23 protein-coding genes and 1 pseudogene are annotated in these 23,490 nt (G+C 61.7%); 11 read left to right on the plus strand and 13 right to left on the minus strand.

The genetic code is table 11. The features are described 5' to 3' along the window. Nucleotides 1-68: 68 nt before the first annotated feature. Nucleotides 69-344: a polyhydroxyalkanoic acid system family protein gene (locus U862_RS0110020; protein WP_025110282.1), complete on the minus strand. Its 276-nt coding sequence runs from the start codon at nt 342-344 to the stop codon at nt 69-71. A 166-nt stretch (nt 345-510) separates the two neighbouring features. Here U862_RS0110020 and ubiE point away from each other — a divergent pair, with 166 nt between their 5' ends. From ubiE to U862_RS31450, 11 genes and pseudogenes are all read left to right on the plus strand, one after another. Further along, complete coding sequence (gene ubiE / locus U862_RS0110025; protein ID WP_003220857.1) at nt 511-1,281, plus strand: bifunctional demethylmenaquinone methyltransferase/2-methoxy-6-polyprenyl-1,4-benzoquinol methylase UbiE; 771 nt, start codon at nt 511-513, stop codon at nt 1,279-1,281. Further along, nucleotides 1,281-1,904: an SCP2 domain-containing protein gene (locus U862_RS0110030; RefSeq protein WP_025110283.1), complete on the plus strand. Its 624-nt coding sequence runs from the start codon at nt 1,281-1,283 to the stop codon at nt 1,902-1,904. Before ubiE ends, U862_RS0110030 begins: the two co-directional genes overlap by 1 nt. Continuing rightward, nucleotides 1,901-3,505, plus strand: a complete 1,605-nt coding sequence (gene ubiB, locus U862_RS0110035) for a ubiquinone biosynthesis regulatory protein kinase UbiB (RefSeq protein WP_025110284.1) — start codon at nt 1,901-1,903, stop codon at nt 3,503-3,505. The genes U862_RS0110030 and ubiB overlap by 4 nt, the downstream gene beginning before the upstream one ends. Before the next feature lie 80 nt (nt 3,506-3,585). Next, entirely contained in the window at nt 3,586-3,987 is a 402-nt protein-coding gene (gene hisI / locus U862_RS0110040) for a phosphoribosyl-AMP cyclohydrolase (protein ID WP_025110285.1), read from the plus strand. Continuing rightward, nucleotides 3,980-4,312, plus strand: a complete 333-nt coding sequence (locus tag U862_RS0110045) for a phosphoribosyl-ATP diphosphatase (protein WP_007909355.1) — start codon at nt 3,980-3,982, stop codon at nt 4,310-4,312. The genes hisI and U862_RS0110045 overlap by 8 nt, the downstream gene beginning before the upstream one ends. Before the next feature lie 25 nt (nt 4,313-4,337). Continuing rightward, nucleotides 4,338-4,619, plus strand: coding sequence for a twin-arginine translocase TatA/TatE family subunit (locus U862_RS0110050; RefSeq protein ID WP_025110286.1), 282 nt, complete (start codon nt 4,338-4,340; stop codon nt 4,617-4,619). Nucleotides 4,620-4,629: 10 nt separating this feature from the next. Further along, entirely contained in the window at nt 4,630-5,091 is a 462-nt protein-coding gene (tatB, locus tag U862_RS29505) for a Sec-independent protein translocase protein TatB (RefSeq protein WP_081794867.1), read from the plus strand. Beyond that, nucleotides 5,088-5,876 (plus strand): twin-arginine translocase subunit TatC, encoded by a 789-nt coding sequence (gene tatC, locus U862_RS0110060; protein WP_025110288.1) that lies wholly within the window; start codon nt 5,088-5,090, stop codon nt 5,874-5,876. The genes tatB and tatC overlap by 4 nt, the downstream gene beginning before the upstream one ends. Further along, a complete protein-coding gene (locus U862_RS0110065; RefSeq protein ID WP_025110289.1) occupies nt 5,873-6,580 on the plus strand; it encodes a 16S rRNA (uracil(1498)-N(3))-methyltransferase in 708 nt (235 codons plus the stop codon). The genes tatC and U862_RS0110065 overlap by 4 nt, the downstream gene beginning before the upstream one ends. A gap of 201 nt (nt 6,581-6,781) precedes the next feature. Continuing rightward, a pseudogene (locus U862_RS31445) lies at nt 6,782-7,726 on the plus strand (methyl-accepting chemotaxis protein); the annotation flags it as partial. A gap of 141 nt (nt 7,727-7,867) precedes the next feature. Beyond that, complete coding sequence (locus U862_RS31450) at nt 7,868-8,581, plus strand: methyl-accepting chemotaxis protein (RefSeq protein ID WP_371262571.1); 714 nt, start codon at nt 7,868-7,870, stop codon at nt 8,579-8,581. Nucleotides 8,582-8,677: 96 nt separating this feature from the next. On the opposite strand, the gene U862_RS0110075 is transcribed toward U862_RS31450, so the two are convergent. From U862_RS0110075 to hutH, 12 genes are all read right to left on the minus strand, one after another. Next, a complete protein-coding gene (locus U862_RS0110075) occupies nt 8,678-9,412 on the minus strand; it encodes an amino acid ABC transporter ATP-binding protein (protein ID WP_025110291.1) in 735 nt (244 codons plus the stop codon). Then, nucleotides 9,405-10,364: an amino acid ABC transporter permease gene (locus U862_RS0110080; RefSeq protein WP_025110292.1), complete on the minus strand. Its 960-nt coding sequence runs from the start codon at nt 10,362-10,364 to the stop codon at nt 9,405-9,407. The genes U862_RS0110075 and U862_RS0110080 overlap by 8 nt, the downstream gene beginning before the upstream one ends. A gap of 141 nt (nt 10,365-10,505) precedes the next feature. Further along, nucleotides 10,506-11,303: a transporter substrate-binding domain-containing protein gene (locus U862_RS0110085; RefSeq protein WP_025110293.1), complete on the minus strand. Its 798-nt coding sequence runs from the start codon at nt 11,301-11,303 to the stop codon at nt 10,506-10,508. A 173-nt stretch (nt 11,304-11,476) separates the two neighbouring features. Then, nucleotides 11,477-14,047: a glucans biosynthesis glucosyltransferase MdoH gene (gene mdoH / locus U862_RS0110090; RefSeq protein WP_025110294.1), complete on the minus strand. Its 2,571-nt coding sequence runs from the start codon at nt 14,045-14,047 to the stop codon at nt 11,477-11,479. After that, nucleotides 14,040-15,821: a glucan biosynthesis protein G gene (locus tag U862_RS0110095; protein WP_177327326.1), complete on the minus strand. Its 1,782-nt coding sequence runs from the start codon at nt 15,819-15,821 to the stop codon at nt 14,040-14,042. Before U862_RS0110095 ends, mdoH begins: the two co-directional genes overlap by 8 nt. A gap of 307 nt (nt 15,822-16,128) precedes the next feature. Beyond that, complete coding sequence (gene dtd, locus U862_RS0110100; RefSeq protein ID WP_025110296.1) at nt 16,129-16,566, minus strand: D-aminoacyl-tRNA deacylase; 438 nt, start codon at nt 16,564-16,566, stop codon at nt 16,129-16,131. Further along, entirely contained in the window at nt 16,563-17,534 is a 972-nt protein-coding gene (pip, locus tag U862_RS0110105; protein ID WP_025110297.1) for a prolyl aminopeptidase, read from the minus strand. The genes dtd and pip overlap by 4 nt, the downstream gene beginning before the upstream one ends. 104 nt (nt 17,535-17,638) lie before the next feature. Then, complete coding sequence (locus U862_RS0110110) at nt 17,639-18,556, minus strand: alpha/beta hydrolase (protein WP_025110298.1); 918 nt, start codon at nt 18,554-18,556, stop codon at nt 17,639-17,641. Continuing rightward, on the minus strand, nt 18,556-19,503 hold the full coding sequence (locus tag U862_RS0110115; protein WP_025110299.1) for a choline ABC transporter substrate-binding protein: 948 nt from the start codon (nt 19,501-19,503) through the stop codon (nt 18,556-18,558). The genes U862_RS0110110 and U862_RS0110115 overlap by 1 nt, the downstream gene beginning before the upstream one ends. Before the next feature lie 248 nt (nt 19,504-19,751). Continuing rightward, a complete protein-coding gene (gene hutG, locus U862_RS0110120) occupies nt 19,752-20,555 on the minus strand; it encodes an N-formylglutamate deformylase (protein ID WP_025110300.1) in 804 nt (267 codons plus the stop codon). Nucleotides 20,556-20,565: 10 nt separating this feature from the next. Next, nucleotides 20,566-21,771, minus strand: coding sequence for an imidazolonepropionase (gene hutI, locus U862_RS0110125; RefSeq protein WP_025110301.1), 1,206 nt, complete (start codon nt 21,769-21,771; stop codon nt 20,566-20,568). A gap of 100 nt (nt 21,772-21,871) precedes the next feature. Continuing rightward, on the minus strand, nt 21,872-23,404 hold the full coding sequence (gene hutH, locus U862_RS0110130) for a histidine ammonia-lyase (protein ID WP_025110302.1): 1,533 nt from the start codon (nt 23,402-23,404) through the stop codon (nt 21,872-21,874). Between the last annotated feature and the right edge of the window lie 86 nt (nt 23,405-23,490).

The following is a 23,490-nucleotide window of genomic DNA, read 5'->3' on the forward strand; positions in this document are numbered from 1 at the left end:
GACTGACACACCGCTTTCGCGAGCAGGCCCGCTCCCACAGGGGATCTCGGGTTACCGAAAAATCGCGATCAGACCAGCGCTTTATCCAGCGCCTTCTCGATCTCGGCTTTGATCATGCCGCTCATGGCCGACATCATGATGCCCAGCTCGACATCGACCTTGATCGAATCGTCGGCCACGTGCACCGCGCCTTTCACGCCCGAGCGCTTGAGGTTGAGGGTGTCGCCCGACCATTGCGGCTCCAGGCCATATTGATCGGAGAGTTTTTGCGCCAGCTTGTCAGCCTTCTCGCGGGCGGCTTCCTTGCCCAGGTTGTGTGCACGCTCAACACTGATTTTGGCCATTGAATGACTCCTGCTTTTTGAATGGGGCTGTGAATACGTGTCGGTAAATCTTGACCACCTCTGCGGCAAATCGTCCCGAAGGTTGCCCATCTTACCTTTAGCCATTCCAAGACAAAGCATGGCTTGGGGATTAGAATGTCGCGCATTCTCTTTTGGTGACAGCGATATGACTGATCAGCGCAAAGGCAGCGATGCCGAACCCACCACACACTTCGGCTTCAAAAACGTTCCGGAAAGCCAGAAAGCGGAAAAAGTCGCTGAGGTTTTCCACTCGGTAGCCGCCAAATACGATCTGATGAACGACCTTCTGTCGGGCGGCATGCACCGTCTGTGGAAGCGTTTTGCGATCGAACTGTCGGGCGTTCGCAGCGGCAACCGCGTGCTGGACATCGCCGGCGGTACCGGTGACCTGACCAAGAAATTCTCGCACCTGGTCGGCCCGACCGGTCAGGTGGTGCTGGCCGACATCAACGAATCGATGCTCAAGGTCGGTCGTGACCGCCTGCTGGACCTGGGTGTGTCGGGCAACGTCGAATTCGTTCAGGCGGACGCGGAAAAACTGCCGTTCCCGGACAACCACTTCGACTGCGTGACCATCGCCTTCGGCCTGCGCAACGTGACGCATAAAGAAGACGCCCTGCGCTCGATGCTGCGCGTGCTCAAGCCGGGCGGCCGTCTGCTGGTGCTGGAGTTCTCCAAGCCGACCAATGCGCTGATGTCCAAGGCCTACGACGCCTACTCGTTCGCCTTCATGCCGCTGATGGGCAAGCTGATCACCAACGACTCGGAAAGCTATCGCTACCTGGCCGAATCGATCCGCATGCACCCGAATCAGGAAACCCTGAAGTCGATGATGGTCGACGCCGGCTTCGACCGTGTGACCTATCACAACATGACCGCAGGCATCGTCGCCCTGCACCGCGGCATCAAGCCCTGATGCTGCTCACCGGGCTGCTCGCCAGCGTCGAACTCGGCCTCAACCGGGTGCTGCATCTCGACAGCACGGCGCTGCCGCGGCTGGCGCATCTGACCGGCAAGGTAATCGCCGTAGATTGCCGCAGTCCGGCGCTGCAGCTGTTCATCCTGCCGAGCGACGAAGGCCTGATGCTGGCCTCGCACTGGGAGACCGGTGTCGACTGCACCCTGCGCGCCCCGGCTTCAAGCCTGGTGAAACTGGCCGTGAGCAAGGACAAGACCGCGGTGCTGCATGCCCCGGAAGTCGAACTCGATGGCGACAGCGGCGTGCTGCTGGAACTGGCCGGCGTGCTGCAGGATCTTGAGCTGGACTGGGAGTACGAACTCTCGCGCTGGCTCGGCCCGGTCGCCACGCAACTGGTCGGCGGTCATCTGCGCAGCCGCGCACGCTGGTATCAACAAGGATTTGCCAGCCTCAACCAGAACCTCGCCGAGTACCTCGCCGAAGAATCACGCACCCTTGTCGGGCAGCGCGAAGCCGAAGCTCGGTTCAGCGAACTGGACCGGATCAAACTTGATCTGGAACGTCTCGAGGCGCGTTTCGAGCGCCTTTCCCGATCCCTCGACCCAAGCGATAACGCATGAAGCTGCTTGCCGTCCGCCGTCTGTTGCGCATCCAGCGCGTCGTGATCCGCTACCGCCTCGATGACCTGCTGTTCGATCTGCCGCTGCCCTGGTTTCTCCTGGCGCTGCGCTATGTGCTGCCGTGGCGCTGGTTCCCGCGCAAGCCGCTGGACCTGAGCCGTGGCGCGCGCCTGCGTCTGGCCCTGCAGGATCTGGGGCCGATTTTCATCAAGTTCGGGCAGATTCTCTCGACCCGCCGCGACCTGCTGCCGGAAGACATCGCCGATGAGCTGATGCTGTTGCAGGACCGCGTGCCGCCGTTCGATTCGCAGCTGTCGGTCAAACTGATCGAAGAGCAGCTGGGCAAGAAGATCAGCGAAGTGTTCAGCCGCTTTGACGTCGAGCCGCTGGCCTCGGCCTCGGTGGCGCAGGTGCATGCCGCGCAGCTGAAAACCGGCGAAGAAGTGGTGGTCAAGGTGATCCGCCCAGGCCTGAAGCCAATCATCGCGCAGGATCTCGCGTGGCTGTTCATCCTCGCCCGCGCCGCCGAAAAAGTCTCGGCCGACGCGCGCCTGCTGCACCCGGTCGACGTGGTGCAGGACTACGAAAAAACCATCTACGACGAGCTCGACCTGCTGCGCGAGGCGGCCAACGCCAGCCAGTTGAAGCGCAACTTCGAGGGCTCGCCACTGCTTTATGTGCCGCAAGTCTATTGGGACTGGTGCCGGCCGAAAGTGCTGGTGATGGAGCGCATCTACGGAATCCAGGTCACCGATCTGGCGACCCTCGCCGACCAGCGCACCGACATGAAAATGCTCGCCGAGCGTGGCGTGGAGATCTTCTTCACCCAGGTGTTCCGCGACAGTTTCTTCCACGCCGACATGCACCCGGGCAACATCTTCGTCAGTACCGTCAACCCGTGGAGCCCCCAGTACATCGCGATCGACTGCGGCATCGTCGGTAGCCTGACCCCGGAAGACCAGGACTATCTGGCACGCAACCTGTTTGCCTTCTTCAAGCGCGACTATCGCCGCGTGGCGCAGTTGCACATCGATTCGGGCTGGGTGCCGGCAGAAACCAAACTCAACGAGTTCGAAGCGGCAATCCGTACTGTGTGCGAGCCGATCTTCGAAAAACCGTTAAAAGATATTTCATTTGGCCAGGTACTGATGCGCCTGTTCCAGACCGCGCGACGCTTCAACATGGAAGTCCAGCCGCAGCTGGTGCTGCTGCAAAAGACCCTGCTGAACATCGAAGGCCTCGGCCGTCAGCTGTACCCGGACCTGGATCTGTGGAACACCGCGCAGCCGTTCCTCGAACGCTGGATGCGCGAGCGCGTCAGCCCGAAAGCCTTGATCGGCAACGTGCAGAGCCAGTTCGAACAGCTGCCGCACCTGGCCAACATGGCCCGCGACCTGCTCGAACGCATGTCCCAGCCACACGCCAACGACCCGCCACCGCCGTGGCACAAGCGCAAGGACGACTGGTTCCTGCGTCTGCTCGGCAGTGCTCATCTGGCGGGCGGCACCATTCTCGCCGCCGGTGGCCCGATGCACGAACTGGGGCATTGGCCCGCCGGAATCATGGTGGCAGTCGGCTTGTATCTGGTCGTTCGCCGATAGCCAGTTGCGTGATCGGCTGGCACACTGTTTCAACGCCTGAACCCGACTATTGAAGTGTGGGTTCGCTGTCGGAGTCGAAGATGAAAAACTGGCTGGACGAGATCAAGTGGGACGCCGATGGCCTGGTGCCGGCGATTGCCCAGGATCACAAGACCGGACGCGTGCTGATGATGGCCTGGATGAACCGCGAAGCCCTGGAGCTGACCGCATCCGAAAACCGTGCCATCTACTGGTCACGTTCCCGTGGCAAGCTGTGGCGCAAGGGCGAAGAGTCCGGCCATGTGCAGACCCTGCATGAAATGCGTCTGGACTGTGACGCCGACGTGATCATCCTGATGGTCGAACAGATCGGCGACATCGCTTGCCATACTGGCCGTCAAAGCTGCTTTTACCGTGTCTTCGAAAACGGCGACTGGAAAACGGTCGATCCGGTTCTGAAAGACCCGCACGCAATCTACTCCGCAGGACACAAACATGAGTGACACCCTGACTCGTCTGGCCGAAGTGCTCGAAGAGCGCAAAGGCGCAGCGGCCGACAGCTCATATGTAGCTAGTCTGTATCACAAGGGCCTGAACAAGATTCTGGAGAAAGTCGGCGAAGAGTCGGTCGAAACCATTATCGCCGCCAAGGACGCTGCCATCAGCGGCGACTGCAGCGACGTGATCTACGAGACCGCCGACCTGTGGTTCCACAGCATGGTCATGCTCGCCCAACTGGGGCAGCATCCACAGGCTGTGCTGGATGAACTGGATCGCCGCTTCGGCCTGTCGGGACACGTCGAGAAAGCCTCGCGTCCATCCGCCTGAACAATTTTTAGAGAGGAACAGCAACATGGGCATTTTTGACTGGAAACACTGGATCGTCATTCTGGTTGTCGTGGTGCTGGTGTTCGGCACCAAGAAACTGAAAAACCTCGGCACCGACGTCGGTGAGTCGATCAAGGGCTTCCGTAAAGCCATGAACGACGACGAGAAAGCGGCCGCCGATCCGACCGTAACGCCTGCGCAACCGGTACCACCGGTGCAGCCGCAAGCCACCGCTCAGGCCAACCCGCCGCACACCATCGACGTGCAGGCGCAGAAAGTCGAAGAGCCGATCCGCAAAGACGTGTGAGCACTGACTAATGTTTGGTATCAGCTTCTCTGAACTGCTGCTCGTCGGCCTCGTTGCCCTGCTGGTGCTGGGCCCCGAGCGTCTGCCGGGCGCTGCGCGCACCGCTGGCCTGTGGGTCGGGCGGCTGAAGCGCAGCTTCAACGCGATCAAACAGGAAGTTGAGCGTGAAATCGGTGCCGACGAGATCCGTCGGCAACTGCACAACGAGCACATTCTGTCTCTGGAGCAGGAGGCGCGGAAGATTTTCACGCCACCGGTTCAGCAGGAGCCGACGCCGGTTGAACACGTGGGTGAGCAGACGATTCATGCGCCAAGCGCGCCTGTCGCGCCGACACCTGCACCTGCATCCGTTGTAGCGGCGACAGAACCTGTGTCCGCAGTTGCAGAACATTCGGTTGAACACGTAGCTGCACCCGCCGCGCCGACAACACCGGCCCCTCACGACCCAACACTGCCGCCGCGAGCCCCATGAGCGATCTCCCCGAAAACGACCAGCACATGCCGCTGGTATCGCACCTCACCGAGTTGCGCACCCGCCTGCTGCGTTGTGTGGCGGCAGTCTTCATCATCTTCGCCGGGTTGTTCGCCTTCACCCAGCAGATCTACACCTTCGTCTCGACGCCGCTGCGCCAGTACCTGCCGGTCGGCGCGACGATGATCGCCACTGATGTGTCGTCGCCCTTCCTGACGCCGCTGAAGCTGACGATGATGGTTTCGCTGTTTCTCGCGATCCCGGTGATCCTGCATCAGATCTGGGGCTTCATCGCGCCGGGCTTGTACAAGCACGAGAAGCGCATCGCGGTGCCGCTGCTGGTGTCGAGCATCCTGCTGTTCTACACCGGCATGGCGTTCGCCTATTACTTCGTGTTCCCGCTGATCTTCAAGTTCTTCGCCGCCGCCACCCCGGCCGGCGTGGAAATGATGACCGACATCACCAGTTACCTCGACTTTGTGATGACGCTGTTCTTCGCCTTTGGCGTCGCGTTCGAAATCCCGGTGGCCGTGGTGCTGCTGGTGTGGATCGGCGTGGTCGACGTCAAATACCTGAAGAAGATCCGCCCGTACGTGATCATCGGCTGCTTCGTGGTCGGCATGATCCTCACGCCGCCGGACATCTTCTCCCAGACCCTGCTGGCCGTGCCGATGTGGATGCTGTTTGAAATCGGCATCCTGTTCGGCAGCCTGGTCAGCAAGCGCGAGCGCCCGGACGAAACCGTCGACGACCATAACGACCAGCCGCCAGCGACGCAGCCATGAACCTGTTGTTGCTCGAAGAGGCCGATTTCATTGCGGCCGACCGCGTCGTGCTGCGTGATCGGCGCCTGACGCACATGCAGGAAGTCCACCGCTCGGAAGTCGGCGACAGCCTGCGGGTCGGGCGCATCGGCGGGTTGATGGGCTCGGCCGAGCTGCTGCGTCTGGAAGCGGGCGAAGCCGAACTGCGGGTCACCCTCGATCAGCTACCACCGGCCAAGCTGCCGCTCACTCTGGTATTGGCCCTGCCGCGCCCGAAGATGCTGCGGCGGGTGTTCCAGACCGTGGCGACCATGGGCGTGTCGAAGGTGATTCTGGTCAACAGCTACCGCGTCGAAAAGAGCTTCTGGCAGACGCCGTTTCTGGAGCCGGAAGCGATTCGCGAGAATTTGATCCTCGGTCTCGAACAGGCTCGCGATACGGTCCTGCCGGAGATCATCATCGAGAAGCGCTTCAAGCCGTTCGTCGAAGACCGTCTGCCGGCGATCAGCAAAGGCACCCTCGGTCTGGTTGGCCACCCCGGCAACTACCCGCCCTGCCCGCGCGCCCTGAGCGAACCGGTGACCCTGGCGATCGGCCCTGAAGGCGGCTGGATCCCCTACGAAATCGATCTGCTGGGCAAGTCCGGACTGCAACCGGTGCAATTGGGCGAGCGCATCCTGCGCGTCGAAACCGCCGTCACCGCCCTCCTCGCCCGCCTGTTCTAACCCGACAAATCGGGTTACAGATTGCCATCACCCAGCCGATACAGTTCCCATAAGTCCAATTAGTGGTCCGAGGGGAGTCGTCGCATGTACCGTTGGTTAGCCGAGAATCTTGGGAACGTCAGCGTCAAACGCAAGCTGGGGATCGGTTTCGGCCTGGTGCTGTTGCTGACGCTGTTGATCACCTTCACCGGCTGGACCGGCATGAGCGGCATCATCAGCCGTGGCGACAAGCTGGGTTTCATCTCCAGCCTCAACGAACTGACCAAGGACCTGCGCCTGGCGCGTCTGGACTATGAAGCGCGCCGTGGCGAGCAAGGCCCGGGCGCGGTCAACGACCTGCTGGGCAAACTCGACAGCGGTCTGCAAACCGCACGTGGCCTGATCGAACAACCGGCCGACGCCGCGAAGGTCGACCAACAACTGGCCGCCGTCGCCGAATACAAGCGCGCTTTCGCCGACATGGTGCAGGCCGGCGCCAACCGCGAAGACGCCCGCAGCAAACTCGGCGCCACCGCCGACAACGCCGTGGCCAAGGTCGCCGAGGTGGAGAAATCCATGCTCCAGGGCGACAGCGTTGCGCAGTTCAACGCAGTGATCGACCTGAGCAAACTGATCCAGCAAGCGCGCTTCCAGGTGCGCGGCTACACCTACAGCGGCAAGACCGAAGCCGAGCAGCCTGCGCTCGACGCCATCGACAATGCTCTGAAGAACCTCGACACCCTGCCCGCCAAACTGCCTGAGCAGCACATCGCCAACCTGCAGCAGGCCACCGACTCGCTCAAGGCCTACCGCGCGGCGGTCAGCCAGTTCCGCGATTCGCAGGTCGCCAGTGCCAAGGCCCTGGCCCGCATGTCGACCCAGGGCGACATCCTGCTCGACGTCAGCAGGCAACTCACCGAATCGCAGACCGTGGTGCGCGACACCGACGCCGCCAGTGCCAAGAACCAGTTGATCATCGCCACCCTGCTGGCCGTGGCCTTCGGCTTGCTGGCTGCGTGGGCGATCACCCGGCAGATCATCATTCCGCTGAACCAGACCCTGAAAGTTGCCGAGCGCGTCGCCGCCGGCGACCTGACCCACAACCTGGTGTCGCAGCGCCGCGACGAACTGGGCCAGTTACAGCGCTCGATGCAGAGCATGACTCAGGGCCTGCGCGACCTGATCGGCGGCATCAGCGATGGCGTCACGCAGATCGCCAGCGCTGCCGAGGAACTGTCGGCGGTCACCGAACAGACCAGCGCCGGGGTCAACAATCAAAAGATCGAGACCGATCAGGTCGCCACCGCCATGAACGAAATGGCCGCCACCGTGCAGGAAGTCGCGCGCAACGCCGAGGAGGCTTCCGAAGCCGCCGTGGCCGCCGACCAGCAGGCCCGCGAAGGCGACAAGGTGGTCGGTGAAGCCATCGCGCAGATCGAGCGTCTGGCGGTCGAAGTCGGCCACTCCACCGAGGCCATGGGCGAACTCAAGCGCGAAAGCGACAAGATCGGCAGCGTGCTCGACGTGATCAAGTCCGTGGCCCAGCAAACCAACCTGCTGGCGCTCAACGCGGCGATCGAAGCGGCGCGTGCCGGTGAGGCCGGACGTGGTTTCGCGGTGGTCGCCGATGAAGTGCGCAGCCTCGCCCAGCGCACGCAGAAGTCCACCGAAGAGATCGAAGAGCTGATCGTCGGCCTGCAGAACGGCACCCAGCAAGTGGCGACGATCATGGACAACAGCCGCAGCCTGACCGACAGCAGTGTGGAGCTGACCCGTCGTGCTGGCGGTTCGCTGGAAAGCATTACACGCACGGTCTCTGCGATTCAGGCGATGAACCAGCAGATTGCCGCAGCAGCCGAGCAGCAGAGTGCCGTGGCCGAGGAGATCAACCGTAGCGTGCTGAATGTGCGGGATGTGTCGGATCAGACCTCGGCCGCGAGTGAAGAGACGGCGGCGTCGAGTGTTGAGCTGGCGCGGTTGGGGACGCATCTGCAGATGCTGGTGGGGCGGTTCAAAGTCTGAGGTGATGCTTTCGCGAGCAAGCCCGCTCCCACAGGGGAACGCATTCCAACGGTGGGAGCGGGCTTGCTCGCGAAGGCTTACTGACAGGCGCTGAAATTACAGGACCTGACGCAGAAAGGCCTGAGCGCGCGGGTCCTTCGGTGCATCGAAGAACTGCGCCGGCGACGCATCTTCCAGCAGTTTGCCGTGATCGAAGAACAGCACCCGATCCGCCACTTCCCGGGCGAAGCCCATTTCGTGGGTGACGCAGACCATGGTCATGCCTTCCACGGCCAGGTTCTTCATCACATCCAGCACTTCACCGACCATTTCCGGGTCGAGGGCCGAAGTCGGTTCGTCGAACAGCATCACTTTCGGGTCCATCGCCAGCGCCCGGGCAATCGCCACGCGCTGTTGCTGACCGCCGGACAGGCGCGACGGATATTCGCGAGCCTTCTGCGCAATACCGACCTTCTCCAGCAACGCCAGAGCCTTGGCCTCGCTTTCCTTCTGCCCGCGCTTGCGCACGACTTTCTGCGCCAGACAGAGGTTTTCCAGCACGGTCATGTGCGGGAACAGATTGAAATGCTGGAACACCATGCCGACTTCGCGGCGGTAGGCGTTGACGTCGGTTTTTGGATCGGCCAGTTGCAGGCCGTCGATGCTCACCGAGCCCGAGTCGAACGCTTCCAGGCCATTGAGGCAACGCAGGAAGGTCGACTTGCCGGAACCGGACGGGCCGATCACCACCAGCACTTCGCCCTTGGCGACGGAAGTGGTGACGTTATCCACAGCCCGTACTACCTGGCCACGGGTGTCGAAGACTTTTACCAGATCGCGGACTTCAATCACTTTGCGCGAGCCTCCGCTCAAGCCGGCTGGCGATTTTCGACAGCGGCAGGTTGATCAACAGGTACAGGCCGGCGACGCAGAACAGGATTTCGAACGGCGAGAACGAGGTGGTGATGACTTCGCGGCCACTTTTCAGCAACTCGGTAATCGCAATCACCGACACCAGCGAGGTGTCCTTGACCAGACTGATGAACTGTCCGGCCAACGGCGGCAGCACACGCTTTAACGCTTGCGGCAGCACCACGTGGCGCATCGACTGGCCGGCGCTCAGACCGAGCGAACGCGCCGCTTCGTTCTGCCCACGGGCGATCGACTGCACGCCGGAACGGATGATCTCGGCCACATAAGCGCCCGTGAACAGCGACAGCGCGGCGATCCCGGCGAACTCCCGGGACAGGTTCATCACCGTGCCGATGAAGAAGTAGAAAATGAAGATCTGCACCAGCAGCGGCGTGCCGCGCACCAGCTCAACGTAGATGCTCGACAGGTCGCGCAGGGTCGGATTGCTCGACAGGCGGCACAGCCCGGTGACCAGACCGATCAGCAGACCGAGTACGCCGGACACCACCGACAGCCACAACGTGGTCCACAGCCCCCACAACAGCGGCCCTGCCGCCCAATGCCGGGTCACACCCACGACGTCGCCTTCGGCCACATCGTCGCCCTGAGCGAATTGCAGGCTGTTCTCGTCGACGGTCAGGTGTTGCTCGTCACCGGCGTCGTTGCGCAGGGTGACTTGCGCGCTGCCGCCCTTGCGTATCAGTTCGGTGACGGTGGAGATATCGGTCGCGCGCTGGGTTTCTTCGGCCTGGTAGGCGAAGTACTGCGGCACGCGGTTCCAGCGCCATTCGTAGGACATCAGCGACGTGGCGTAATACAACGCGCCCGCCAGGCCGACCAGCACCAGCACGGTCAGGACGTGCCAGGGCCATTGGGCTTTTTTCTGTTTCATTGCAGGTTCCGGATTTTGTGTTGCCTTGGAGGCCCTCTTCGCGAGCAAGCCCGCTCCCACAGTGGATTTGTGGTGTTCACACAATCCCTGTGAGAGCGGGCTTGCTCGCAAATGGGGCGACTCGGTCTGACTGACCCAGTGTTATTCCATGTCCTTGAGCCAATCGGTGCTCTTGAACCACTTGTCATGGATGCGATCGTAGGTGCCGTCTTCGTGGATCTGGTGCAGGAAGTTGTTGATGAAGTTGATGCTGTCGTAGTCACCCTTCTTCAGGCCGAAGGCCAGCGGCTCATAGGTGAACGGCTTGTCGAGGAACACCAGTTTGCCGGCGCCGACCTTGCTCACCGCGACCACGTTGTATGGTGCGTCGTAGATGAAGGCGTCAGCCTTGCCATTGACCACGTCGAGCACCGCTTCCTGCTCGTTGTCGTAGCCGTGGTATTTGGCTCTGGCAATCAACTTCTTGGCGACCATTTCACCAGTGGTACCGAGCTTGGAGGTGATGCGGTAGTCGGCGGTGTTCAGGTCTTTATAGGACTTGATGGTGCCTTCCAGCTCCTTGCGGATCAGCAGGGTCTGGCCGACAACGATGAACGGTTCGCTGAAGTTCAGGCGCAGGTTACGCTCCTGGGTCAGGGTCATGCCGCTGCCGATCATGTCGAACTTGTCCGTCATCAAGGCCGGGATAATGCCGTCGTAACCGGTGGAGACCAGCTCCAGCTTGACGCCCATGGCCTTGGACATGGCTTTGAGGATGTCCACTTCGAAGCCGATGATCTCGCCGCGCTTGTTGGTCATTTCGAACGGCATGTAGGTCGGATCCATACCGACTTTCAGCGTGCCGCGTTTGACCGCGTCATCGATTGCACCGGCGTGCGCCGCATTGACTGCAACCAGTGCCGTGACGCCGACCAGCAGCATCGACAGATACTTCTTCATCTTCAAGTCCCCAAAACCATTGCATGTGCGGCGCGAAAACCAGCAGTGATGGGCAAAAATGCCCGGGTGCGCCAATTCGGGGACGGATGCTAACGCACTCGTTCTTTTGCACAAGGGTTATGGACGATTTGTTTAACAATAAAAAAGCCCCGCTGGAGGGCGGGGCTTCTCTTTCAGGCCGGCTGAGCCTGCATGCTCACCGGCCGCAGCGGCAGTAACGGCGCATGCGGATCGGCTTTCACCGACGCACGCCAGGCATCCAGCCACTCGTTGTGACCTTCGGCCCAGACCAGTTCGTGCAGACGCGCCAGGGCTACCGGATCGCTCAGCAGTTGCAGGCGATCATGGTTGCTCAGCGCCGCCGGACCCGCCTTCAAGGCGTGGCGTACACGCTCCTGACGCAGCCACTCGATCGGCTCGGCCTGACCGTGACGGGCCGTCGCCAGCGAGCACGCCAGGGCGTTCTGCTGCGGATCGACCACGGCGCGAATGAAGCCGTCGTTCAGCGCGTGCCAGCGGTTCTCGTGGGTGTACTGGTCGGTCGCCAGCAATGCCTGCGGCGGATTGTATTCCTCAGGGATGAGGAACAGGCTCTCGTCACGGGACTTGAGGCCCAGACCGACACGGCTGGAAATCACCGAGACCGGGATCGACAGCATCAGCGAACCAACGATCGGCACCAGCCACCACAGGAAGCTCGGGTTCAACCAGATCACCAGCAGCGCCCAGCAAAAGCCCAGCAGGGTCTGCGGACCATGGCGCTTGACTGCCTCGCTCCATGGCGTGGAGTCGTCGTCACGCTGCGGCGAGTTCCAGGTCGCGGCCCAGCCGAGGAACGCGGCGAGCACGAAACGGGTGTGGAAAATCATCCGCACCGGCGCCAGCAGCATGGAGAACAGCATCTCCAGCAGCATCGACAGGGTCACCTTGAACTTGCCGCCGAACTCTTTCGCGCCTTTGGCCCAGATCAGGATGATGCTCAACAATTTCGGCAGGAACAGCAGCACGATGGTCGTCGAGAACAGCGCGATCGCCTTGTCCGGGTGCCATTGTGGCCACAGCGGATAGAGCTGACGCGGTTCAAGGAAGTACTGCGGCTCCATCAACGTGTTCACCGCCAGCAGCGCGGTCGACAGCACCAGGAAGAAGAACCACAGCGGCGCCGACAGGTACGACATCACGCCGGTCAGGAACACCGCGCGGTGCACCGGGTGCATGCCTTTGACCAGGAACAGGCGGAAGTTCATCAGGTTGCCGTGGCACCAGCGACGGTCACGCTTGAGTTCGTCGAGCAGGTTCGGCGGCAGTTCTTCGTAGCTGCCCGGCAGGTCGTAGGCAATCCACACGCCCCAACCGGCACGGCGCATCAGCGCGGCTTCAACAAAGTCGTGGGACAGGATCGCACCCGAGAACGCACCTTTACCCGGCAACGGCGCCAGGGCGCAGTGGTCGATAAACGGCTTCATGCGGATGATCGCGTTGTGACCCCAGTAGTGGGACTCACCCAACTGCCAGAAGTGCAGACCGGCGGTAAACAGCGGGCCATAAACGCGGGTCGCAAACTGCTGCATGCGCGCATAGAGAGTGTCCATGCCCGACGCACGCGGCGCGGTCTGGATGATCCCGGCGTCCGGCGTGGCTTCCATCAAGCGCACCAGACTGGTCAGGCACTCGCCACTCATTACCGAGTCGGCGTCGAGCACGACCATGTACTTGTAGTCACCGCCCCAGCGACGGCAGAAGTCGTCGAGGTTGCCGCTTTTACGTTTCACACGACGGCGACGACGGCGATAGAAGATCTTGCCGAAGCCTTTGGCTTCGCGGCAAACATCCAGCCAGGCCTGTTGCTCAGCAACGCAGATATCGGTGTCGTTACTGTCGCTGAGAACGAAGAAGTCAAAGCGATCCAGATCACCCGTGGCTGCGACCGACTCGAACGTCGCCCGCAGACCGGCAAACACGCGCGGTACGTCTTCGTTGCAGATCGGCATCACCAGGGCAGTGCGTGCGTCTTTGGCAATCGGCTCGTTGCCGGCGCTTTTGCCGGAGATACGGTATTTGTCGTGGCCGGTGAGCAACTCGAGGAAGCCCATCAGCGCGGTCCAGAAACCGGCCGAGACCCAGCAGAACAGAATCCCGAACAGGATCAGGATGCTGGTTTGCAGCGCATAGGGCAGCACTTGCGTGGCGGTTTGCAGCAGCGGCTGGTGCAGGACTTCTTCCAGATCGACGAACGACCAGCCCTGGTACGGCATGATGCCTTTCATGTACCAGCCGGCGACGATGGTCTGACCCAGCATCAGCAGCAACAGGATGTAGCGACGGATCGAACCGACGGTGCGCCAGCGCGCGGCCGGCAACACGTTCTCGTCCTTTGGCGGCTGTGGCGGGTTGGTGCGCCCGGTCAGACGACGCCAGCCACGCACCAGAATGTTGGTGCGCCATGGTTCCGGCACGACTTTGGTCCGACGGATCGGCGGCGTCGCCTTCATCGCGACCCGGCCGCTGGCGTCGAGCACCAGCATTTCCGCATCTTCCAGCTCTTCGGCGGTGCTCAGGGTCAGGCGCTTGCCCACCGAAGCCTGAGCGGCTTCGGCAGGGGCGTCGAACGTCGGCGACGACAAGCGCTGGTGCAGTTCGCTGAAGGACTGGCAGCCCGCGAGTTCCGCGCGCTGCTCGTCGGTCATCGGCAGATGCGCCAGATACTCGGACAGAGTCTCTGGCTGTACTTGAGAGTTACTCATCGGCAGGCAACTGATAGCTCCAGGTCTCGGTCAGGACTTCTTCAGTCGGTGCCGATTCCGGTGTGGCAGGGGCCGCGTCCGCAGCCGCTGGCTGCTTGGCGTCTTTGTTGGCCTTGTCCTTGGCATCAGCTACAGGCTTGGCGTCAGCCTGTTTGGCCTCGGCGGCCTTGGCTTCCTTGTCGAGTTTCTCTTGTTGCTTGGCAGCGACCTTGTCGGCCTTGGCGACGGACGAATTGGACGCCGGCACCGATTTCGCCAGATCAGCGGTCACGACTGGCTGTACCAGCGCGGCACGCATCTCGGTCGACTTGCTCGCGTCTTTGATTTTCATCCGCAGAGTCAAACGCCAGCCCTTGGTTTCAGGGTTGTAGCGCACACTGTTCTCAACCAGTTCGGCGTTGTCGCCAACACTGACCTGGCTGCGCACGTCGGCGTCCGGGGTCAGAGCGGCCAGCGATGGACCTTCGAAGTCGACCAGGTAGGCAACGCTGCCATCCGGCTGACGGATCAGGTTCGATTGCTTGACGTCACCGGTCGAACGCAGTGTCTGCGAAACCCAGGCGCTGTCCGGCGCGTGAATCGCCGCTTCGTCCATGGTCCAGTGCAGGCGGTAGGCGAAGTCCAGAGGCTTGCCTGGCTCTGGCATGGTTTCCGGGCTCCAGAACGCAACGATGTTGTCGTTGGTTTCGTCGGCGGTCGGAATCTCTACCAGATCAACAGTGCCCTTGCCCCACTCGCCCTTCGGCTCGATCCAGGCGCTTGGACGCTTGTCGTAGCGATCGTCGAGGTCTTCGTAGTGGCTGAAGTCGCGGCCACGTTGCAGCAGACCGAAACCACGCGGGTTCTCGACGCTGAAGTTGCTCACGGCCAGGTGTTTCGGGTTGTTCAGCGGACGCCAGATCCACTCGCCGTTGCCGGCATGGATCGACAGACCGCTGGAGTCGTGCAGTTCACGACGGTAGTTGAGAACTTTCGACGGCTGGTTGGCACCGAACAGGAACATGCTGGTCAGCGGCGCGATGCCCAGTTTGCCGACCTTATCACGCAGGAACACCTGCGCCTTGACGTCAACAATGGTGTCGCTGCCCGGACGCAGGATCAGACGATAGGCACCGGTGGCACGCGGCGAGTCGAGCAGCGCGAAAATCACCAGATGCTTGTCACCCGGCTTCGGCTGTTGAATCCAGAACTCGCGAAAACGCGGGAACTCTTCGCCCGACGGCAGCGCGGTATCAATCGCCAGACCACGCGCCGAGAGGCCGTAGGTGTGGCCCTTGCCGACAACGCGGAAGTAACTCGCGCCGAGCATGGTCATGATTTCGTCTTGCTTGTCGGCCTTGTTGATCGGGTACAGCACACGGAAACCGGCGTAGCCCAGTTGCTCAGTGGCCTTCGGATCGAACTTGAGGTCGCCAAAATCAAAGCGGGTCGGATCGTATTTGATCTCTTCGACGGTGTTCGCGGTGATTTCGTTGATTTTCACCGGCGTATCGAAGTGCATACCCTGGTGATAGAAGGACAGCTTGAACGGGGTCTTCTGATCAGCCCACTCAGCCTTCTCGGTGAGGAAGCGGATTTTCTGATAGTCCGCGAATTTCATCTCACGAAATTCTGTCGGCAGGTTGCTGCGCGGGGCTTCGAACTTCTGCCCGGCCAGCTCTTTAGCCTTGGCCGATACATCGTCAAGATTGAACGCCCAAAGCTGGCCGGCGCTAAGCAGGCACAGGAGCGCCGAGCCCGCTACCAGGGCACTTCGCATGCGTTTGGCAGACATTTTTGCTGCATTACAGGGACTAACAATCACGAGCAACCCTCGCCGAAAACAGATCAAAAAACCAACGGCCAGCTATCTATATGCCAGGTTGGCGAGCATTGTTCCGACTCCGCTGGGGCAAAATGATTCCCCAATCGGATCCAGACAAGTCTCTACCTAAGTCAAAAATGGACCAACGAACGCTGATCCCCATAGCGCGCGATTATCTAGTAGCCCGCGTGACAACGCATCAGGGGTAACAAAGTATTTATCGCGAAAAACGCCTGTTTTCAGTCGAAAAGCCCTTGAAAAGATGTTTCAAGGGCTTTCATGTCTGTAACAGGAAGGTTACCGGGCCATCGTTGACCAGGTGCACCTGCATATCCGCGCCGAATCTACCTGATGCCACAGTGCCATGCATCTGTTTCGCTTTGCTTAATAGATAGTCGAACAATTCCTCGCCCAATGCCGGAGGGGCCGCGCTCGAGAAACTCGGACGCAACCCGCTCTTGGTGTCGGCAGCCAGGGTGAACTGAGAGACCAGCAGCAACCCGCCGCCCACATCCGCCAGGGACAGATTCATCTTGCCCTCGGCGTCACTGAATACCCGATAGTTAAGCAGCTTATGCAGAAGTTTGTCGGCGCTGGTACGCGTGTCGTCGGGTTCGACTGCCACCAGCACCAGCAAACCTTGATCTACCGCGCCGACGGTCTCTCCCGCGACTTCGACGCGTGCTCCGCGCACGCGCTGTAAAAGCCCCTTCATGCTTCTTCGGGCGGCAGGTCGAGCAGGCGTCGGGCCATGTTGCTCGCAGCACGCACCAGCGCATCGGTGATACCCGGTTCGGAGGCGGCGTGACCGGCATCGCGGATCACCTGCAGCTCGCTGTTCGGCCACGCTTGATGCAATTCCCAGGCATTGTCCAGCGGACAGATCACGTCGTAGCGACCATGAATAATCACCCCTGGCAGATGGGCGATCTTGCCCATGTCGCGGATCAGTTGATTCGGTTCCAGGAACGCGTTGTTGGTGAAGTAGTGACATTCGATCCGCGCTATCGACAGTGCGCGCTGCGGTTCGGAGAAGCGATCAACCACCAGCGGGTTCGGGCGCAGCGTCGCCGTGCGCCCTTCCCATGTCGACCAGGCCTTGGCCGCGTGCATCTGGGCGATCTGGTCGTTGCCCACCAGGCGCTTGTGGAAAGCGCTGAGCAGATCGTCGCGTTCATCCAGCGGGATCGGCGCAATGTAGTCCTGCCAGTAATCGGGGAACAGACGGCTGGCACCGGCCTGGTAGAACCACTCGATTTCCTGCGCACGGCAGAGAAAGATCCCGCGCAGGATCAGACCGTGCACGCGCTCCGGGTGGGTTTGCGCATAAGCCAGCGCCAGGGTCGAGCCCCACGAGCCGCCGAACAGCACCCATTTGTCGATGCCCAGGTGCTTGCGGATGCGCTCAAGGTCGGCGACCAGATCCCAGGTGGTGTTGTTTTCCAGGCTGGCATGCGGTGTGGAGCGTCCGCAGCCGCGCTGGTCGAAGGTGACAATGCGATACAGGTTCGGGTCGAAATAGCGACGGCTCTGGGCGTCGCAACCGGCGCCGGGACCACCGTGGATGAACACCACCGGCAGGCCTTCCGGCGAACCGCTTTCGTCGACGTACAGCGTGTGGGTGTCATCGACAGCCAGATCGTGCCGGGCATGGGGTTTGATCTGCGGAAACAATGTCTGCATTGCGCGCTCCGTAAGGGGTCGAGGTCATCCCTGGGGGGACTTCTATTATTCTGCCGTCCGGCATCATAAACCCGATTTACGTCAATGAGCATGCTCGTACGCAGTCACAATTTGTCAGCCATGAACCTCAGCAGGTTTTCGTAGAGCCGCTCGACCTCGGCGACCTGGCCACGCGCGCGCAAACAACCGTGCACCAGCCCTTCGCCGTAATAAAGCGAGGCGTCTGTACCGGCGGCGGACAGTTGCTCAACGTAGCGCACGCCATCGTCGCGCAGCGGATCGAATTGCGCCACGGCGAGCCAGGCTGGTGGCAAGCCGCTGAAATCGTCAGCGAGCAGCGGCATGGCATAAGCGTCCGGCTGATGGCTGCCACGCAGGTACAGCGCGCGGTAGTACTCAACGTCAGTGCTGCCGAGCAAGGGCGCATCGGCGCACTCGCTGCGCGACGGCAAGTGATCGCCACCACCCAACCCCGGGTAGATCAGCACTTGGGCCGCCGGCATCGACTCGCCGGCATCACGCAACGCCAGGCACAACGCGGCGGCGAGATTGCCACCGGCGCTGTCGCCGGCCACCAACAGTTTCTGCGGGTCAAACCAGAACGGCCCGCTGCGCAACGCCCGCCAGACACTCAGGCAATCCTCGAACCCGGCCGGGTATGGATGCTCCGGCGCCAGCCGATAATCCACCGCCACCACCATCGCGCCCAACGCCATGGCCAGTTCGAAACAGATGAAGTCGTGGGAGTCGAGCCCACCGACCATCCAACCGCCGCCGTGCAGGTACAGCACGCAGGGCCAGCCGCTGGCCGGTGGGGTAACCGGCGGACGGTACGAGCGCACGGGTACGCCGCGCAACTGGAAGTCGACGACCTCCAGCCCTGCCGGCCGCTCAGGCGTGAAAGCCCGACACATGGCGTCATAGGCGAGACGCAGTCCCGCAAGGCCAGTGTCATCACTGGCGTAGCCTTCAGTTCTCGCGACGAAGGCTGCCATCGCCGGAGAAAGCAGATAACGACTGATCATTTTTTCAGGCTGGCCTGAACCGCGCCCGCGCCATCCTTGCCCTCGAAACTGCTGACTCCGGCCAGCCAGCGCTGCAGATCCTCGGGGTGTTCACGCAGCCAGTTCTTCGCCACTTCCTGCGGGGTCTTGCGCTCCATGATCGGCACCATCAACTGGCTTTCCTGGGCGGCGGTGAAGGTCAGGTTTTCCAGCAGCCGATGCACGTTCGGGCAACGTTGGGCGTAATCCGGCGCGGTGACGGTGGACACGGTTGCGGCGCCTTCGTTGGGGCCGTAGACGTCTTCACTGCCGGTCAGGTAGGTGATTTTCATGTTGATGTTCATCGGGTGCGGGGTCCAGCCAACGAACACCACGAACTCCTTGCGGTTCACCGCGCGCTGCACGGCGGCGAGCATGCCGGCCTCGCCGGACTCGATGATCTTGAAGTCCTTCAAGCCGAAGTGGTTGGTCTCGATCATGGTTTTGATGGTGGTGTTGGCACCGCTGCCCGGTTCAATGCCGTAAATCTTGCCGCCGAGCTGATCCTTGAACTTCGCGATGTCGGCAAAGGTTTTCAGCCCGGCCGCCGCCACGTAATCCGGCACCGCCAGCGTCGCCTGAGCATCCGAAAGGCTCGGCTTGTTCATAACCTTGACTTGGTTGGCAGCGACGAACGGCGCGATGTTGTTGTCCATCGCCGGTTTCCAGTAGCCGAGGAAGATGTCCAGGCGCTTGTCGCGAATGCCGGCAAAGATGATCTGCTGCACCGCGCTGGTCTGCTTGCTCTCATAGCCGAGGCCATTGAGCAACACGTCGGCCATGCCGCTGGTGGCGATCACATCGGTCCAGTTGACCACGCCCATGCGCACGGTTTTGCAGGACGCGTCGTCATTGGCCATGACGCCGGCGCTCAGCAGCGCGCTGCCGGTGAGGATTAACGCACAACGAGTGAAGAGTTTTTTCATTCGGGAGTTCTCGTGCGGCAGCGGATTATTGTCAGGTCGGTGTCTGTGCACCGTGGCCGCAACATTACGCAGGCGACGAGAGGGAAAGATGAACTGTGGCGACCGGGACTTGCACAGCGGCGACCCTGTTGGAACGCGGATCCTGTGAAAACCCAAGCCCTTGTGGGAGCGGGCTTGCTCGCGAAGGGGTCAGTCACCCTTTGAGGCTGACCCATCGCCTTCGCAAGCAAGCCCGCTGCCACCATTGGTTAGACGGTATAGCGGGATTTGCCCCACGCGAGGAACCCTTGCAACAACTCCTTCAACACCACCCGCGTCGGCTCCGCGAGATCGGCGCGGTAGCGGAACGGTTCGAACTCTTCCATGTAGGTGCACTGGCCCAGCTCCAGTTGCACGGCGTGGATGTTCTCGGCCGGGTTGCCGTAATGGCGGGTGATGTGGCCGCCCTTGAAGCGTCCGTTGAGCACGTGGCTGTAATTGCTGTGGCGCGCGCAGATGGCTTCCAGTTGCGTCGCAAGCTGCGGATCGCAACTGGCACCGTTGAAGGTACCGAGGTTGAAGTCCGGCAGTTTGCCGTCGAACAGGTGCGGGATGATCGAGCGAATCGAGTGCGCGTCGAACAACAGCGCGTAACCGAATTCAGCCTTCAAGCGCGCCAGCTCTTGCTGCAAGGTGCGGTGATACGGCGTCCAGACCTGTTCCAGATAGGTCGCACGTTCTGCTTTCGAGGGCTCGTGTCCCTCGCGAAACAGAGGAATGCCATCGAACAGCGTTGCCGGGTACAGGCCGGTGGTGGCGCCGACGTACAACGGCTTGTCATCGGACGGACGGTTCAGGTCGATGACGAACCGCGAGTACTCGGCGGCCAACGTGCTGGCGCCCAGTTCCTCGGCAAAATCGTAGAGCTGCGGTATGTGCCAGTCGGTGTCCGGCAAACTTTTCGCGTCCGGGATCAGCCCGGCCTCCACCGCAGGTGTCAGGCGCACGCCGGCATGCGGCATGCTGATCAGCAGTGGCACGCGACCTTGTTTAAAACTCAGAACCTTATCCACAACCGCTCTCCTACAGACTTGATTCAACGCCGTGACGCACGACGCGTTTGTCCAGATCACCACCGAGCCAGTAAGCCAGGTCCGCCGGACGATCGATGTGCCAGGCGACGAAATCCGCCACCTTGCCGACTTCCAGCGAGCCATGAGTGTCGGCCATGCCCAGCGCTTGCGCGGCATGAATGGTTGCACCGGCCAGGGCTTCTTCCGGAGTCATGCGGAAACAGGTGCAGGCCATGTTCAGCATCAGGCGCAACGACAGCGCCGGTGAGGTACCAGGGTTGAGGTCGCTGGCGATGGCGATTTTCACCTTGTGTTTGCGCAAGGCGTCCATCGGCGGCAACTGGGTTTCGCGCAGGAAGTAGAACGCGCCCGGCAACAGCACGGCGACGGTGTCGGATTTGGCCATGGCGATGGCGTCGTCTTCGTCCATGAACTCCAGATGATCGGCGGACAAAGCCTTGTAGCGCGCGGCAAGACTGGAGCCATGCAGTGACGATAATTGCTCGGCGTGCAGCTTCACCGGCAGACCGAGTTTTTGCGCGGTGATGAACACCCGCTCGACCTGTTCCGGCGAGAACGCCAGGTATTCGCAGAACGCATCCACGGCATCGACCAGCCCTTCGGCAGCCAGCGACGGGAGCATTTCAGCGCAGATGTGATCGATGTAAGCGTCAGCGCGATCCTTGTATTCCGGCGGCAACGCGTGGGCGGCCAGACAGGTGCTGCGCACGCTGATCGGCAGCTCATTGGCAAGGCGACGAATGACCCGCAGGATCTTGCGTTCGCTGGCCAGGTCCAGACCGTAGCCGGACTTCATTTCGACCGTGGTCACGCCGTCGCGCATCAGGCTTTTCAGGCGCTTGGCGGCGCTGGCGAACAGCTCGTCTTCAGTCGCTTCACGGGTGGCGCGTACCGTGCTGGCGATGCCGCCGCCCTGCGCGGCGATCTCGGCGTAGCTGACGCCTTGCAGACGTTTCTCGAATTCGCCGCTGCGGTTGCCGCCAAACACCGTGTGGGTGTGGCAGTCGATCAGGCCGGGGGTGACCCACGCGCCTTGCAGGTCGTTGACCGCCGGGTATTCGCCGGAGGGCAATTGATTACGCGGGCCGATCCACTCGATGTGTGCACCGGACGTCACGATGGCCGCATCCTCGATGATCGAGTAGACGCCCTGCGCCATGGTTGCGACGTGGCAGTGTTGCCAGAGGGTTTTCATCCCAAGTCCTCGTCTTGTTCAAAATCGATTCGCGAGCAGGCTCGTTCCCACAGAGGTACGCATTCCAACTGTGGGAGCAGGCTTGCTCGCGAAGAGGCCATCACAGGCTAGGCAAAAGCTTGCCTGGAACCAGCTCGGTCAGACACCGCGAAGCCAACAACTCGGTCGCCGCATTGATGTCCGGGGCAAAGAAGCGGTCCTTCTCGTAGAACGGCACTTCGCGACGCAAAATCGCCCGGGCCTGTTCCAGTTTGGTCGAGGTCTTCAGACCGTTGCGCAGGTCCAGGCCCTGCACTGCCGCCAGCCATTCCACCGCGAGAATCCCGCGGGTGTTTTCGGCCATTTCCCACAGCCGCTTGCCGGCCGCCGGGGCCATCGACACGTGGTCTTCCTGGTTGGCCGAGGTCGGCAGGCTGTCCACCGAATGCGGATGGGACAGTGCCTTGTTCTCGCTGGCCAGTGCCGCCGCGGTCACCTGGGCAATCATGAAACCGGAGTTCACGCCGCCATTGGCCACCAGAAACGGCGGCAGTTGCGACATGTGCTTGTCCATCATCAGCGAGATACGGCGTTCGCTCAGCGAGCCGATTTCGGCGATGGCCAGCGCCATGTTGTCAGCGGCCATGGCCACCGGTTCGGCGTGGAAGTTGCCGCCGGAAATCACGTCGCCTTCAGCGGCGAACACCAATGGGTTATCCGACACGGCGTTGGCTTCGATCACCAGCACTTCAGCGGCCTGACGGAACTGGGTCAGGCAGGCGCCCATGACTTGCGGCTGGCAGCGCAGCGAGTACGGGTCCTGGACCTTTTCGCAGTTCTGGTGCGAATCGGAGACTTCGCTGCGCTCACCCAGCAGATCGCGATAGGCAGCAGCGGTGTCGATCTGGCCTTTCTGACCACGGGCAGCGTGGATGCGCGCGTCGAACGGCGAGCGCGAGCCCAAAACGGCTTCAACAGTCAGGCCGCCCAGCGCCAGCGCGCCGGCAAACAGGTCTTCACCTTCAAACAGGCCGCGCAGCGCAAATGCGGTGGACACCTGCGTGCCGTTGAGCAGCGCCAGACCTTCTTTCGCCGCGAGGGTCAGCGGGGTCAGGCCGGCGACTTTCAGCGCTTCGGTCGCTTCCATCCACTCGCCCTTGTAACGCGCCTTGCCTTCGCCCAGCAGCACCAGCGACATGTGCGCCAGCGGTGCGAGGTCGCCGGACGCGCCGACCGAACCTTTCAACGGAATGTGCGGGTAAACCTCGGCGTTGATCAGGGCGATCAGCGCGTCGATCACCACACGACGAATGCCGGAGAAACCACGGCTGAGGCTGTTGACCTTGAGCACCATGATCAAACGCACCAACTCATCGCTGATCGGCTGGCCGACGCCGGCAGCATGGGACAGCACCAGCGAACGCTGGAGGTTTTCCAGGTCTTCGCTGGCGATGCGGGTCGAGGCCAGCAGGCCGAAACCGGTGTTGATGCCGTAGGCGGTGCGGTTCTCGGCAAGGATCTGCTCGACGCAGGCGACGCTGGCTTCGATCTGCGCGGCGGCGCTGTTATCGAGGCTCAGCTTGACCGGTTGCTGGTAGACGTCACGCAGTTGCGCCAGGCTCAGTTGGCCGGGGATCAGGTTCAGCGCAGTCATTAAAATGCTCCTGTTTAGGCATTGTTATTAACTACCAGTCGCTCCGGAGCATTCCGTTATCCGTCGCTTCTCGTCTTGTGGACGAT

Origin of the sequence: Pseudomonas sp. H1h, assembly GCF_000633255.1 — a bacterium.
In the GTDB taxonomy this organism is placed as follows: Bacteria; Pseudomonadota; Gammaproteobacteria; order Pseudomonadales; family Pseudomonadaceae; genus Aquipseudomonas.